Origin of the sequence: Exiguobacterium sibiricum 7-3, from assembly GCF_000620865.1 — a bacterium.
Classification (GTDB): Bacteria; Bacillota; Bacilli; order Exiguobacteriales; family Exiguobacteriaceae; genus Exiguobacterium_A; species Exiguobacterium_A sibiricum_A.
Map to the genome: position 1 here is coordinate 1,431,677 of NZ_KK211190.1, position 13,404 is coordinate 1,445,080.

Here is a 13,404-nt window from a genome sequence, read left to right on the forward strand (position 1 = left end):
CAGGACCCTGTTTCAAGGAGCCCGCTTCGTGGGAAAGAAAGAGTAGAACATCTGGGAGGGGTGCTAGAATGGAAATTTTGGACGCGCGCGCGTTGCCGGCTGATCATTCTGATATCTTACATGTCACACCATCATCGGTTTATTTCAGACGCCGACTCAACAGCAGTCAATTTCATATCAGCCGGTTTGATTTAGAGGATCAAGAACAGATTGACCTGACGCCCGACGTGTTGCAAGACCACGGACCGACACGCCCATTCGTCAAGAAGGGAAAAGTCTATTGTCTGAACGAACAGGACCGGGAAGACGGCGGAGAGACACAGCTCCTTTCCATCGATCTGCATTCAGGAAAACGCGAGCAGCTTGCCACGTGGCGTCTTGGCGGTGATCTGACACTCTACTGGGTGTTGAATGAACGGTATATGGTGTTGTTGCATGTCGACAAAGCGACGACAGCCTTTTTATATGATGTCGAGACGAGCCGCGAGCATCCGATCAAAGATGAACGGTTGTACGGCATCACGGAAAACTACCGCGAACTGTACTTTTTCCTCGTCACGTTAGCCGACGTCGATTATATCGTCTGCAATGCAAGACTCGATGAATTTTCCTTTTACGATGCCCTGGAAAGTGGCGTCATCTCACCCGAAGATCCGATTGATCATTCGGAAAGTCTGTTGATTGCCCCGCTGTCGACGATTGTTGAAGAAATAGAACAAGGCGTAGAACATTTGTCGTTTCGGACCTTGTTGCGGTTGGACGGAGAAGGGGATACCGTTCAATATCTAGGGGAGCAGGACGGACACCTCGTCTTTAGTGCCTATACGGAACGTTTAAACGAAGAAGTCTTTTATGAAATCAAAGACCAGTCGGCCGTCACGGAACGGGAACGGATCCGGTGGAGTGACTTTGAACCGCTGGATTTCACGTATGACGATGTCGAATCAACGATTTTCATCGTCAATGACCGGTCCGATCACCATCATGAAGTGATGAATCTGCGGACGGGTGCCCGTTACCTGGACCGAGATCCGTTTGAACGGGTGTTACGTGACCGGTTTTACCTGCACGAATCGATCGGTACGGACGCGGAGCCGATGGTGACGGTATACGACGGTGAACAGGCGGTCCGTCACCGGTTCGAGGATGCCTATTATATGATTGTATCCGGGGAATTGGTCATCCTGTCCGTCAAGCAATTAAACTGATGGACAGGACCGAACAAAACGTCGAATCACACTGTGAAGAAGGCAGTGTGATTTTTAAACTGACGAACTATTTATTTCATATACCATAATTATTATTTTAAAAAATTCAAGCAAAAGGAGAAAGTATACGTTCCACCTAAAAAAAAACAACAAAAAACTCCTCCTGATTAGCAAAATACGCCAAGGAAGAGGAGGAGTGGTATGCTTATTCTGAGTCAGTCGTCCGTGTGAAGATGTCGACTTGGATGTTGCCAGCTGTTGCGCGTGAGTAAGGGCAAACGCTGTGTGCCAGTTTACCAAGCTCAGCAGCTTGTTCTTCTGAAACGCCACGGACAAGAACGTCCAGTTCAACTGAAAGTGTAAATCCGTCTGTTGCTTCGTTCAACGTGACGTGTGCGGTTACTTCACTGCCGTCATGTTTGATGCCTTGTTTACGAGCGACAAGATTTAAAGCGGAATCAAAACAAGCAGAGTATCCGGCAGCAAATAATTGTTCCGGGTTTGTCGCTTGTTTCTTTGATCCTGGTACAGGCATGGCAAGAGCGACGTCTAAAATACCGTCTTCCGATACGACGCGGCCGTCACGGCCTCCGACAGCTGTGGCAGATGATGTGAACATTGGTTTCATAATGATAACTTCCTTTCGGGTTGGCTGATTAATTTAAGTAGCTTACAATTAAATTGTATACAATCTATAAAAGAACGCAACTATTTTGCTTAAAGGAGGATATATATGTCGAATCCCTTATTGCTTGAAGAACAACTCTGTTTTCCGTTTTATGCGATTTCCCGTGAAATCACCAAACGGTATCGTCCGTTGCTGGAGCCGCTCGGATTAACCTATCCGCAATATCTCGTCATGCTCGTCTTGTGGGAGCAGGATCAACAATCGTTAAAAGCGGTCGGGGAACGGTTGCATCTCGACTCAGGTACTTTAACGCCCTTGTTAAAAAAACTAGAAGCTTCCGGTTTAGTGGAACGCGTCAAAAATCCGACGGACGAACGACATATCCAAATCACGTTGACGGCAGACGGTCAGGCCCTTCGAAATGAGGCGGAACAAATTCCGATGGCCTTAAAAGACTTACTCGGTGTGTCGGAAGAAGATCTGGAACTGGTTAAACAGACATTAAATCGACTGACCATAAAAATGAACGGGACTGATTGACAGTCCCGTTCATTTTGAATGGTTATTTGCGGCGGAATCCTTCTTCTTCAAGATAGTTCGCTGCTTCTTTATACGAATTGAACGCACCGTCAAGTAAGTCGCCGGCGTAAACCAACCACGTATCGAGGTCTTCGTTTAACAATGTCAATTCGAATTGGTTGTCGTTGATCCACGTTTCTTCCAACGTTTCCACGGTCTCGACCGTCTCAAGTGCTTTGATCGCATCTTGTAACAAGAGGATTAAAGCGGGCTCAGAGAATTCACGGATGTTGACGAAACCTTTCCGGTCCGTTTCATATCCTGGTAATCCTACAGCGTAGACAAAACCGTTGCCGTTCGGGTGAAGATGATAGACGACGATTTTTTTCTCGAACTGACTTTCCGGGAAATGAAAATTGACACGGTTAAGCGAGACTTCTTTCCGGACAAGTTGTGGGAAAGTCTCGATGATGTTTAATTTTTCTTCAAATGTTAGCATGGTTCCTCCTTGAAATACATTTCTACTCTCTTATATATGCGATGATTCGCAGTGAAATGTCAACGTCTGTTTCTGACAGTGAAACTTCAGCAAGTCTCTTCCCGTATGGAAAAAGGAAAGGCAGGGGATTGGATGCAATCAAATCAACCGACCGAGGACTGGCAACACTTGCCACGTGCCTCGATAACCGCCGAACGTCAATACGTCGGCATTAAGTATACCATTTATCTGTTGCTCATCGGAACGGCAACCGTGATTCAGATCAAGTGGCTGGATTTATCTCCCTGGTGGATGTGGATTCTGGCCGGTTTGTGGACAGGATTCTTTTTGCTTCAGTTCGTGTACGTCCCGAAGATTAGACAACGGTATTTTAAATACCGGGTCGATGATGAATTTTTAGTCGTCGAATTCGGAATCTTTATCTTACGACATGTTGTGACACCACTGGTCAAAGTACAGATCATCGATACGTCGTCCGGTCCGTTGCTCCGCCGCTTGAACTTGATGAACATGAACGTCCATACAGCATCCGGTCAAATTGAATTGCCCGGACTGGAGGTCACACAAGCAGGAATCTTAAGACAACGGATTGAACGATTCGCGAAACTTGAGGAACAGGAGGAGGAGTCGTTATGACACGACGGGTTCATCCTTTGTTCATCTTAATGACGACGCTGACACAGCTTCGGTCACTCGTCATCCCGATTGCCGTCATTTTGTTTAATGATTTGAAAAATGACGGATTTGGAATGTATACGATGATTGGTGTCGTGGTCATCAGTTTCCTCTTACTCGTGTTCGGCATCATTTCTTGGTACTTTTATACGTTTACGATTGATGAACAGTCGATTCGGGTCAACAAAGGAATCTTTCGAAAAAGTGAACGGACGACGCAACGCCAACGAATTGAGTCGATCGGTATCAATCAAAACCTGCTGGAACGGATTCTTGGTTTAGCGACACTGACCGTTGAGACTTCATCAGACAGTGGCAAACCGGAAGTCGAATTAAAAGGGGTCCGGCTCGAGTTTGCCAAGCAATTGAAGTCGACGATTGCAACAGAGATGCCAAAACCAGTCGAAAACGCGGAGTCGGCTGCCACCTATACCGTCGGCTTGATGGATTTAGTCAAGGCAGGCGCGTTATCAGGCAGACTGGGTCTTGCGCTTGTTGGGTTTGGAGCCGTCTATCAGTTTGCCAACCGGTTCATTGAAAAATACATCAGCCGGGCGTTTGATGAGCTGTTGCATTTATCGCTCATATTGTTACTGATCCTCGGCGGGATTCTATTGCTTTTGATTTATCTTGGATCAATTTTAGTATTCGTCCTTCGCTACGGTTCTTTTCGGGCAACGCTTGAAAAACAGCGGATGACCATCGGGTACGGTCTCCTGAACCGGACAGAAATTGTGTTTCACCAAGACAAGGTACAAGCACTCGTCATCGAAGAAAGCTGGATCAAACGGCGTTTGAAACGGGCCCATCTCTCCTTACACATCATCTCGGCAAGTGGCGAAGAAGAGAAGCTGTTGTTACACCCCTTCATCCGCACCAGTGAGATTGATGCTTTTTTAGTGGAGTTTTTACCGCGTTTTCAATTACAACATCCAACCAATCGGGCCGTTGATCGGGGATTTTTTTACGTCGTCCGTTGGCCGCTGCTCGGTTACAGCCTGGGATTAGTCCTGCTGAACGGAGCGATGCTGTATGGATTACCGGAACCTTTCCGTTACTTCGGTTTACCGTTCATCCTGCTGTTACCGGTCTACTACGCCATCGCCCGGTCCGGCTATCAAAATACCCGCTATGGACATCACGACGATTTGTTTGTCTTACGAAAAGAGCTCGTCAACCGGGAAACGATTTATGCACCCCGTCTGAAGATTGAAGCCTTTTCCAGCCAAGTGTCCCGTTTTCTCGAGCACAAGGATATTTTGAAGTTTCAGCTCACATTACGCGGTTCCAGCGTGTTTCATGCCGGTTACTTTACACAGGCGGAATTTGAAGATGTTTTAGAATGGTATCAACAGACTTTTCTCAAAGCTCAGACTCCACCGGCAGGGACACCGTTGTCCGGCGACGAATAGATTCTTGTAGAAACAGACGAAAAAAAAGGAGGGGACAATGATGCGCAGATGGATAGTTGTTCTCTTGCTAATCGTGCTGGGTATTGGAAGTCTGATCGGATATGACGGATACCGAATGCAACAAACGTTAATCGGACAGTCCGACCGCTCTCGCCTCCTGCCTGCTGAAAAGACAAATAACGAAACAGCGGATCAGGAGTGGGTAAAACGACAGGACATGGAACAACTACAATTGGCGACAACCGGTGAAGCACGGATCGGCCGGTATCTCCCGGCTACATCTCCTTCCGACAAGACGGTTTTGTTTCTTGCGGATGATGTTCGTTTTGGTTCGTCACAGACGGAGCCACTAATCCGCTTTTACCATGAACAGCTGGGTTACAACGTGTTTGTCCCGGACCGGCGTGGTCAAGGAGCGAGCAAAGGAACATTGAATTATGGCTGGCTTGATCGGTTGGATGTGATTGATTGGACCAATCAATTGATTGAGGAGACCGGAACCCGGCACGTCGTGTATCACGGAGTAGGGATCGGAGGAGCGACGGCACTTCTCGCAGCAGGAGAGCCGACCGTTCCGAAACAAGTGAAGGTTGTCATTGCCGAAGGCGCCTATGCCCGCCTTGATGATTGGTTCCAATCACTTGCGAAAGCTAATCTGACGTATCCGGCCGGACCGTCACTTGCTGTCGCGAGTAGCTTCAATAAAGTCGAACAAGACTTCTTTTATGGAGATGTCTCCGTCACGCGGCAGACCAGCCGGATCATGGTACCGACGTTATTGATCCAGGGAACGGAGGACAAGGTCGTTCCACCCCGGATGGTATACGAACTGTATCAGGCGAAACCCGGCATCAAACAATTGTATCCGGTGCGCGGAGCCGGTCATGAGACTACCTATTCCAAAAATCCCGAGAATTACGAAAAGCGTCTTCGTTTATTCGTTCAACCCTTTGTCACGACACCTTAACCTGTGGTGGAAAGAGAAGGGCTGACGGGTGTTCAGAAAGACAGATTGAAAGGGGGACCAATAAAAATGACGGAGTTAGTTTGGGTAGGCAATGAAACACCGTTCGTCGATGTCATCTCCATTGAAGCCGTCGGACCAATCACGGTCGGACGGTTCGGGGGATGCAGCCGTTCCGGACAGACCAAAAATGAAGACGGGTGTGTTGTTTGGATCGGGGAAGACTGGGAATGGACGATGCTGCTCGATGCGCATGATACTGCAGAGAGTGCCATCTTACTAACGCAGTACTTTACGTCACACCGTTTGGAGATCGAACGGATCCTGAACGAACCCGTGGAAACGATGTTTTCGGTATTGGAACGGTATGTCGTTTCTCTGTTGGAACATGAAGCGTTTCGGACCGCCTGTCAATCGGTTCAAGGCGAGACCGCCTGCCTGTTTCTTGTCCGCAAGGGGAAATATGTCTGGTGGTTATCGGTCGGCGATGTTCTCGCCTATCTGTTCCATCCCGATTTAAGTAAACATCTGCAATACAAATTGAACGAGCGGCAGTTTTTTGAATGGATCGGTCGGGTCAATACGTTTGATTTACCGGTTCCGTGTTACAGCCGGGGAATTCGTGAGTTGCGACAGGGCGTCAATCATCTGTTGTTGACGACGGACGGATTAATCGAATGTCCGGGAGCGCCGTTCCGAGACGGAAAACAGCTGGAGAGGATACTTACGACGTCGACTGCCGGTGTCAAGACGTTATTGACGACGATCAAACAGCTTGGTGTAAGGGACAGCACAACCATCTTAGCCTGGGCAGTTGAGATTGAAGAAAACGTAACGATGCCCGGTAATGCAAAATAAAAGCATGACCCGTCTTTTCCATCTGGAAGGGAAATGGGTCATGCTTTTATTCGGTCGTTGCCGGTTCAGCATCCGTCTGATTCGTTTGTAAGGGAATCGGCTCATGCGCGGTTTCTTCTTCTGTGTGAGTCAACGGCAAGGCAATCCCGACACTTGTCAATAAAGCGATCAGGGTGGCATTCGTTAAGGTTTGGTACATCTTTTATCTCTCCTTTCTTAAATACGAATAACCTTTTTAACTATTCTGAATATTTATTCGCGATTCGTCAAGTAATCGCCATCTTCCTAGTATTCTTTTTTCCCGTTGAACCGGTATACTTAAACATGAAAAAGGGGGATCTCGCTTGAAACTTACTAAAGCCAACACACGTATTTTAGAGTCATTATTACCACGTTTGAACCTGAACGTCGAAGAACCGGAGCGGACGGATATCGAACGCCGTCTCCAAGCGGACCTTTATGAAGCCCAACGTTTACAAAAACCGTTTGAAACGGTCCATGGTCAATCACCGGAAGAACGGTTGAATCAAATGATTGCCGAAATTCCGGAATTGCGACGGGTCGAGACCCAAAAGCGTTGGACGCGGAATTACATTTCGACGATTTTGATGTTTATCTTCATCGAAGGCATCGATGGTATTTTCCAGTTCGCCCTCGCGGATTACATTTTATTTTCCATCATCGCCTTATTTTTGATTGATGCGATGTCGATTCTGATCACTTCCCCGAAAATCCGTGACGTCAAAAAGCGGATCTGGGTTCAATTTTTAGTCAGTTTCATCTTATTCGCCACATACAAAGCGGTCCTGATTCAATTCGTGCCGAATCCGGTCGTCCTGATGCAAGTCAGCGGTACCCCGGCGTATCTGATCGGAATTGGCGGATTAGTCGGATTGTATCTCTATTGGTCAAAAAATCCGCTTCGTAAACGCGCATAACGCAAGAGGAGGGAAAAAGATGGAGTTCACGCACTGGAAAAGACGTTTGCAAGATCATCTGGAACGGATGGGATTTGATTTACGCATTGAACGACTTGCCATGCAAGATATCCTGAAACTTGAAGCAACCCATGGCGCTTTCTTATTTTTCCCGATTACGATCAATTTATATGAACGGATGGGATGGCAGATGGTGGCGATTGAGTCCCACCATCCGGACAGTGTCGACGATTTGTTTGCCGAAGCCCAGGTCCAGTCCTTATTTCAAATGACGATGATGACCTTTGAAGAGGAAGAACGGGAATTCATTTTAGGCTTTTACAGCAATACCGGCCGCTACCTGACAGATACACTCTCATTGACCGGACAACTGGTCCGCATCATCGAAGAAGAATGGAATGCGGGCGAACCGCTCCGGATTGCGACGTTCGAATCGTTCCCCGGTTTGTTCGTCGCTCCGTCCTTTGCGCATCAGACGTATGCCTTCGCTGCCGTCGAAGACGATTGGCAGGTCTTCGTCGGACGGACAGGTCGTCCGGCAAGTGATTACCGTTTGGACGGAACGGTTCTCGCGCCGCATCGTGTTCCGGAAGGCGAGCTGTTCACCCGGATTCCACTGACCGTCCCGCTCCATCAGTTTGAGGACGTTCGAAAGCAATTGCAGTCGGAGCAGCAGGAAGTTCAAACATTCCTCACGCAAGCAATGGCGACCATCCAAGCCTACGATCCGTCGTTCGGTTTCGCTTGGCGGGGGACAGTGACGTTTTTCCATGGCATTCCCGTCAATCCGTTTGCCCAGCGGCTTTGGCTTGACGACGGACAAAAACGTTTCCGCATCATGCAGCAAGGATCACGGCGGATTTTAGCGATTGGTGACACAGCACCGGAAGCGATTGAACGACTCGATCAAGCTGTCGGAGCGGGCGAACCGGACGGAACACCCGTCAGTGCCGTCGGTCAGTTGCTGTTAGGGATTTGGAAACAATTTGAGTCCGATGAGACGACCTATCTGACGGAGGTGACCTGTGAGGGCATTTCAAGACAACAGGTCGAGAACCGGATCCGCAACGCCTTGGCACGACAGGAAGCGATTGAATGGATCGTCCAGGCGCAAAACAGTAATGACAGTTGCCGGTTCGCCGGGCTGACCATTACGTTCCCGCATCGTCCACCGGGTGTTGTTCAGATTAAACGGGCAGATGATGTGACCGGAAGCGGCTGATAGTTTGAAAAGAACAGACCAAAAAAAGCGGACGCCCTCAGGTGTCCGCTTTTTTGGTCTTAAATTCCGAGTGACGCAATCAACTTCCGGATGCGTTCCTCCGATTGTTTCGGTGTCAGGATCAACAATTGATCGCCTCCGATTAACCGGGTTTGTCCACGTGGTGTGATGATGGCATCGTGCCGGATGACAGCGACGACCAGCAAATCCTGAGGCATCTCAATCTCCTGCAATGTTTTCCCGTCAATCCGGCAAAAGGACGGGACACTGACTTCGACGATTTCGGCATTCGGATTGGCGACTGTCATGAATTGAATCAACGGTTCGATGTCGATTGCCGGTTTCGCATCGAGCTTCATCAGTTTAACGACCCAGGGCAAGGCTGTTCCTTGCAGGAGAGCCGACGTCATGACAGCAAAAAAAACGATATTGAACAGCGGGTACGCGTCCGGTAAACCACTCGATAACGGATAGGTCGCGAGAATAATCGGGACGGCGCCACGTAATCCTGCCGCTGTGATGACACTCTGTTCGCGGAAATTGTACCGAAAAGGCAACAAGGATAAATAAACGGCGAGCGGACGGGCGACGAGAATCAAGGTCAGGACGATGACGCCCGACATGAACAATGTCTGCGGATCAAGCAATTGCTTCGGGAACACGAGCAGCCCGAGCATAATGAACATGCCGACTTCTGCCAGGTGGGAGAGACTGCCGCTGAACCGAACGAGGATATCACGATAAATCAAATCATGATTACTAAGCCAAATCCCGGTGACGTACACGGCTAAGAAGCCGCTCGCATGGAGGCTCGTCGCGACACCGTAGGAAAGAAGCGCTCCGCTGATCAGAAGCGTCGGGTACAAGGCCGACGACTGCAACTGGATCCGGTTCATCAAGGAGGTCAACAGCCAGCCGACGAACAGACCGATCAACAGACCGATCCCCATCTCGTAAAACAACAGCAGGATACCCTGTACGAGAGAGAAGGATTCCGGATTCAATGCGAATCCGGTAAACAGGATCGTCAAGAAGACGGCCATCGGATCATTCGTTCCCGACTCCGCTTCCAGCGTATGTTTGACTTTTTGATCAATCGGGCGACCGTTCAGCAATGAAAAGACCGCGGCGGCATCGGTCGAACCAATCAGAGCTCCGATCAGCAACGCCATCGGCCAACTGAAATCCAGCAGGTAATGCGCCACGCCTGCAATCAGTCCGGTCGTGACCAGTACACCGACGGTTGCAAGTGATAACGCTGCCGGAAGAACCGTTTTAAAATGACGCCACTTCGTATTCAAGCCGCCGTCAAATAAGATGATGACGAGTGCAATCGTACCGAACAGACGGGCCTGCTCGAAGTCGGCAAAATCAATTAATCCAGAGACATCCGTTCCGGCGAGGATGCCGACGAACACAAATAAAATCAGGGTCGGAACGTTCAGACGGACAGAAAATTTCGTCGTGACGATAGCGAGCAACAAAAGAATGCCGGCAAGCAACAGGACGGTCCCTTCATTCATAGGCGATCCCTTCTTTCGGTGAAAGACGTCTTTTTTTTAAGTATACGTCATCCCCGACGGTGGCTTCAGAAAATAGTTTGGCGGAAGATGTGTATAAATCCGTAAAAAAAGGAAAACACGTATCATAACGGATCGTTGATTAACGAAAGAGGAGGCATCTTATATGAACATCTGTGTAGTCACAGGAGCAAACTCCGGTATGGGAATGGTAACGATTCAAGAATTGCTCGAACGCGGAGACCGTGTCATCGCGACCGTCCGCTCGCAAAAGAAAGCAACATTGCTGATTCAACTTTTACGGGAACATGCAGTGTCGGATACGAATCTGGAAGTCGAGATCGTGCAACTGGATCAACTTGATTCCGTCCGGCGTTTTGCGGATGTATTATTCGACCGGATTGGCCGGATTGATCGTTTGATTTTGAATGCCGGCATCATGGTCCCGCCGTACCACGTGACGAAGGATGGATTTGAATCCCAGTTCCAGGTCAACTACCTCAGCCACTTTTATCTGATTGAACGGCTGTTGCCGTTGATTGAGCAGGGACACGATCCCCGCGTCATTTCGATTTCTTCCTTAGCGGGAGAAGGCGGGATGATCCGGACCGATATCGAGCTTGAAGCGATCGCACACGTCAAAAAAGAACAGTATAATCCGATGAAGTCTTACCGGGAATCAAAGCTGTTACAAATGGTCCACATGCGGGAGTTGGCGGAAGAATACGGTACGCGGGCTACGTTCGTCAGTGTCCACCCGGGTATCGTCAACACGGACTTGTTCTACCGGGGAAAATACGGAAAAGTGCTGAAGACCGTTCTGAAGCCGATTGCCCAAGTCGGCTATTGGACAGGGAAACTGTATACCCCGGAATATGGAGCAAAAACCGCCCTGTACCTGGCGACAACGGATGATGTACTCGACAATGGCGGCTATTATGCGGACTCCGCCCCGCGTCTCAGTAATCCGGTCGTGGAAGATGAGGCGTACCGTAAACAAGCCCGTGCCCTGTCGAAACGTTGGGTCGGACTCGTCTAAATGGTTTTAAAAAAGGTCTACCGACTCGTGGGAAGTCGGTAGACCTGTATTGTGCAGACTGGGGGTCTGATCACCCCCTGACTATACAGTATTGGAATATAGAATTTTAAAATATGAAAAAAATTACAAATTCATGCGTTTTCGTGATTTTTACAGGTCTTTGCGCAAAACGGTTTTCTTCTGGTCTCACTTTCGTTAGGATGAAAGTAAATTTTTAATAACAGGAGGAACACGATGATACGATCAGCTACTGAAAGTGATGTCGACCGGATTGCGACCTTGTTGCGCGAAAAAGCCGAATTATTTAAGAACCGGGGAAGCCGCCAATGGTCCGCTTACCTTGAAACGGATATAGAGACCCTCGTGATGCGCGATCTGGCCGCCGGAAGACTGTTTGTGTATGAACAAGGACCGGAAGTATTCGGTTCGATTGCTTTATTGCCGTCGCTCGAGTGGGATCAGACGTTATGGTCCGACAATGAAGGTCTTTACATTCACCGGATCGTCGTCAGTGAAACCGCAAAAGGCCAAGGAATCGGGACCCGTTTACTGCATCACGTCATTGCCGTCGCGCAAGCGGAACAAGAAACGTTACGGCTTGATTGTTTGGCATCCAATGACTTTTTAAACGGTTACTATGCGTCGTTTGGTTTTGTATCCAAGGGTGTTCGTGACGGTTTTTCGACATATGAGTACGCTGGGCTGCCGGTTCCAAAATAAAGCGGCATTTAGATAAGACAAGTGATTCATGCTTTGGTATGGTTAGAGAAAGAATTATTCGAGGAGTGATCGGATGCGACTTCAGATTGGTTTTATCGGCTTTGGAAAAAGTACAACCCGGTATCATCTGCCCTACGTCATGATTGAGGACCAGTTTGATATCACCTGGATTTACAATCGGAAATCAAAACCGGAATTAGAGGCGACCTACGAGTCGCAACTGCCGCATGTCCGGTTCACGACGGATCTCGATGCGATGTTAAAGGATTCGGAGCTTCAGGTCGTCGTCATCAATACCCCGCCGGCGACGCATTTTGCCTATGCCCTGCAAGCGTTACAACACGGAAAACATGTGCTGGTCGAAAAACCGTTCACGGTGACGGAGCAAGAGACACGTCGACTGTTCGAAGAAGCGCACCGGCAAGGCGTCAAGTTACTGGCTTATCAAAACCGGCGTTTCGACAGTGATTTTCAAGTCATCGAGCAAGTCATCCGTTCAGGCAAGCTCGGACGTCTCGTCGAAGTCGTCTCGCACTTCGATCTCTACCGACCAGATGCTGCCCCGGCGATTCCGCGTCCGGAAAATGGTGCCTTATATGGTCTCGGCGTGCATACGATTGATCAAATCGTGGCTTTATTCGGAAAACCGGAGCGGGTCGGATATGATATCCGGACGGTTCGTTTAGCCGGCAATCCGGATGATACGTTTGCCCTTGATTTTTATTATCCGGATTTAAAAGTCAGCGTCCGGACCAGTCATATCGCGTTGGCGGGTGCCCCGCGCTGGATGCTTCACGGGACGAATGGTACGTTCATAAAACAGCATATCGACCGGCAGGAGCTGGATCTCAAAGCCAACTACTTCCCGGGTGAGGAAGGATTCGGTGAAGACTCCGAAGATGATTTCGGTCGTTTGCTGTACCATGACGACCATGGTCATCTGCAGGATGTCCGGATTCCGAGCCCGGTCGGAGATTATGGCAAGTTGTATCGTGCCTTTTATGAAAGTATCGTCCACGGTACACCGTTACCGGTCTCGGAAGAAGACACAAAACTGGTCGCTCATCTGATGGAACAAGGTTTCTCGAAACCGTCGCCCTTCATTTTAGACCTTCAAAACTGAATTTCTTTAGATATCAATATAATTACATCTCAGCCATCTGCCTATGCAGAGCTGAGATTTTTTGTTATAAAGGAAAAGA

At 48.8% G+C, this 13,404-nt stretch carries 15 protein-coding genes; 11 read left to right on the top strand and 4 right to left on the bottom strand.

All coding sequences use genetic code 11. The features are described from left to right. The first annotated feature begins 68 nt into the window (after nucleotides 1–68). Nucleotides 69–1,208 carry a hypothetical protein gene (locus tag P402_RS0108210; protein WP_026828231.1) on the top strand — a complete coding sequence of 380 codons (1,140 nt, stop codon included), beginning with the start codon at nucleotides 69–71 and terminating at the stop codon, nucleotides 1,206–1,208. A 205-nt stretch (nucleotides 1,209–1,413) separates the two neighbouring features. On the opposite strand, the gene P402_RS0108215 is transcribed toward P402_RS0108210, so the two are convergent. After that, a complete protein-coding gene (locus P402_RS0108215; RefSeq protein WP_012370502.1) occupies nucleotides 1,414–1,836 on the bottom strand; it encodes an organic hydroperoxide resistance protein in 423 nt (140 codons plus the stop codon). A gap of 105 nt (nucleotides 1,837–1,941) precedes the next feature. Between P402_RS0108215 and P402_RS0108220 the strand changes: the two genes are divergently transcribed. Beyond that, complete coding sequence (locus tag P402_RS0108220) at nucleotides 1,942–2,376, top strand: MarR family winged helix-turn-helix transcriptional regulator (RefSeq protein WP_026828232.1); 435 nt, start codon at nucleotides 1,942–1,944, stop codon at nucleotides 2,374–2,376. A gap of 22 nt (nucleotides 2,377–2,398) precedes the next feature. Here the strand turns inward: P402_RS0108220 and P402_RS0108225 are convergent, their stop codons facing one another. After that, on the bottom strand, nucleotides 2,399–2,854 hold the full coding sequence (locus P402_RS0108225) for a hypothetical protein (RefSeq protein ID WP_026828233.1): 456 nt from the start codon (nucleotides 2,852–2,854) through the stop codon (nucleotides 2,399–2,401). A gap of 132 nt (nucleotides 2,855–2,986) precedes the next feature. On the opposite strand from P402_RS0108225, the gene P402_RS0108230 reads away from it, so the two are divergent. The 4 genes from P402_RS0108230 to P402_RS0108245 all read left to right on the top strand — a co-directional run bounded on the left by P402_RS0108230 (nucleotide 2,987) and on the right by P402_RS0108245 (nucleotide 6,763). After that, on the top strand, nucleotides 2,987–3,490 hold the full coding sequence (locus P402_RS0108230; RefSeq protein ID WP_235188840.1) for a PH domain-containing protein: 504 nt from the start codon (nucleotides 2,987–2,989) through the stop codon (nucleotides 3,488–3,490). Then, nucleotides 3,487–4,941 carry a PH domain-containing protein gene (locus tag P402_RS0108235; protein WP_026828235.1) on the top strand — a complete coding sequence of 485 codons (1,455 nt, stop codon included), beginning with the start codon at nucleotides 3,487–3,489 and terminating at the stop codon, nucleotides 4,939–4,941. Before P402_RS0108230 ends, P402_RS0108235 begins: the two co-directional genes overlap by 4 nt. Nucleotides 4,942–4,981: 40 nt before the next feature. Beyond that, the gene (locus tag P402_RS0108240) at nucleotides 4,982–5,908 is read left to right on the top strand and encodes an alpha/beta hydrolase (protein WP_235188841.1); all 927 of its coding nucleotides are present in this window, start codon (nucleotides 4,982–4,984) and stop codon (nucleotides 5,906–5,908) included. A gap of 66 nt (nucleotides 5,909–5,974) precedes the next feature. Further along, nucleotides 5,975–6,763: a protein phosphatase 2C domain-containing protein gene (locus tag P402_RS0108245; protein ID WP_051525138.1), complete on the top strand. Its 789-nt coding sequence runs from the start codon at nucleotides 5,975–5,977 to the stop codon at nucleotides 6,761–6,763. Nucleotides 6,764–6,809: 46 nt separating this feature from the next. Here the strand turns inward: P402_RS0108245 and P402_RS17050 are convergent, their stop codons facing one another. Further along, nucleotides 6,810–6,962 carry a hypothetical protein gene (locus P402_RS17050; RefSeq protein WP_200868718.1) on the bottom strand — a complete coding sequence of 51 codons (153 nt, stop codon included), beginning with the start codon at nucleotides 6,960–6,962 and terminating at the stop codon, nucleotides 6,810–6,812. 145 nt (nucleotides 6,963–7,107) lie between these two features. Between P402_RS17050 and P402_RS0108255 the strand changes: the two genes are divergently transcribed. Further along, nucleotides 7,108–7,701 carry a hypothetical protein gene (locus P402_RS0108255; RefSeq protein ID WP_026828238.1) on the top strand — a complete coding sequence of 198 codons (594 nt, stop codon included), beginning with the start codon at nucleotides 7,108–7,110 and terminating at the stop codon, nucleotides 7,699–7,701. Nucleotides 7,702–7,720: 19 nt separating this feature from the next. Continuing rightward, nucleotides 7,721–8,923 carry a hypothetical protein gene (locus tag P402_RS0108260; protein WP_026828239.1) on the top strand — a complete coding sequence of 401 codons (1,203 nt, stop codon included), beginning with the start codon at nucleotides 7,721–7,723 and terminating at the stop codon, nucleotides 8,921–8,923. Between the two features lie 59 nt (nucleotides 8,924–8,982). Here the strand turns inward: P402_RS0108260 and P402_RS0108265 are convergent, their stop codons facing one another. Then, nucleotides 8,983–10,446 (bottom strand): potassium/proton antiporter, encoded by a 1,464-nt coding sequence (locus P402_RS0108265; RefSeq protein ID WP_026828240.1) that lies wholly within the window; start codon nucleotides 10,444–10,446, stop codon nucleotides 8,983–8,985. Between the two features lie 163 nt (nucleotides 10,447–10,609). Between P402_RS0108265 and P402_RS0108270 the strand changes: the two genes are divergently transcribed. The 3 genes from P402_RS0108270 (at nucleotide 10,610) to P402_RS0108280 (ending at nucleotide 13,325) form a co-directional block, all read left to right on the top strand. Then, complete coding sequence (locus P402_RS0108270; RefSeq protein ID WP_026828241.1) at nucleotides 10,610–11,482, top strand: SDR family NAD(P)-dependent oxidoreductase; 873 nt, start codon at nucleotides 10,610–10,612, stop codon at nucleotides 11,480–11,482. Between the two features lie 234 nt (nucleotides 11,483–11,716). Beyond that, nucleotides 11,717–12,202 carry a GNAT family N-acetyltransferase gene (locus P402_RS0108275; protein WP_026828242.1) on the top strand — a complete coding sequence of 162 codons (486 nt, stop codon included), beginning with the start codon at nucleotides 11,717–11,719 and terminating at the stop codon, nucleotides 12,200–12,202. 73 nt (nucleotides 12,203–12,275) lie between these two features. Further along, nucleotides 12,276–13,325 carry an oxidoreductase gene (locus P402_RS0108280; RefSeq protein WP_026828243.1) on the top strand — a complete coding sequence of 350 codons (1,050 nt, stop codon included), beginning with the start codon at nucleotides 12,276–12,278 and terminating at the stop codon, nucleotides 13,323–13,325. Nucleotides 13,326–13,404: the final 79 nt, after the last annotated feature.